We start from the raw sequence: 990 nt of genomic DNA on the forward strand, positions 1-990 counted from the left end.
ATCCTGGCCCGGCATCTGGTGACCGGCCACGGAGTGCGGCACCTGGTGCTGGCCTCCCGCAGCGGTCTGGCCGCCTCGGGCGCGGCCGAGCTGGCCGCCGAACTGGAAGGGCTCGGCGCGCGGGTCGAGGTCGCCGCGTGCGACCTCGCCGACGCGGACTCCCTGCGGGCCCTGGTCACCCGGATCTCCGGGGAACATGGCCTGACCGGTGTCGTCCACGCCGCCGGAATCGTGGACGACGGACTCGTCGAGGCGCTGACGCCGGAGCGGCTGGCGTCGGTGTGGGCGGCCAAGGCCCGCCCGGCGCTGGTGCTGGACGAGCTGACGGCCGGCCTCGATCTCGCCGTATTCGCGATGTACTCCTCGGCTTCGGCGACCTTCGGCTCTCCGGGGCAGAGCAACTACGCGGCGGCGAACGCCGTCCTGGACGCCCTCGCCCAGCGCAGACTCGTGCACGGCCTGCCGGGTGTGGCGCTCGGCTGGGGCCTGTGGGCGCAGGCCAGCGCGATCAGCGGCCGGCTCGACGCCGCCGACCTGGCGCGGGTCACCCGGTACGGCGGGGCGATCTCCGCCGAGCAGGGCGCGGCCCTGTTCGACGCCGCCCTGGCCACCGGACAGCCGCAGGTGCTGACCATCAACCTCGATCTCGCCAAGCTGCGCGACCAGCCGGAGATTCCGCCGCTGCTGCGCGGCCTGGTCCGCGCACCGGTACGGCGGGCGAGCGCCGGGGCGCGGGGCGGAGCCTCGCTGATCGAACGGCTGGCAGCCCAGCCAGTGGCCGACCGCCGCCGGACACTGTCCGACCTGGTGTGCGCGGAGGTCGCGGCGGTTCTCGGGCACGCGTCCGGTGACGCGATCGACGCGCGCCGGGCGTTCAAGGAGCTGGGTTTCGACTCGCTGACCGCCGTCGAGTTGCGCAACAGGATGAACGCGGCGACGGGCCTGCGGCTGCCCGCGACGCTGATCTTCGACTACCCGACGCCGGAGGCG

1 protein-coding gene is annotated in these 990 nt (G+C 74.5%); it reads left to right on the top strand.

What is annotated here, in order from left to right; translation table 11 throughout:
• Positions 1–990: beta-ketoacyl reductase (locus P3X83_RS43165; RefSeq protein WP_277311257.1), on the top strand; the 990-nt coding region annotated here is incomplete at both ends.

This window comes from Spongiactinospora sp. TRM90649, assembly GCF_029382225.1.
Taxonomy (GTDB): Bacteria; Actinomycetota; Actinomycetes; order Streptosporangiales; family Streptosporangiaceae; genus Spongiactinospora.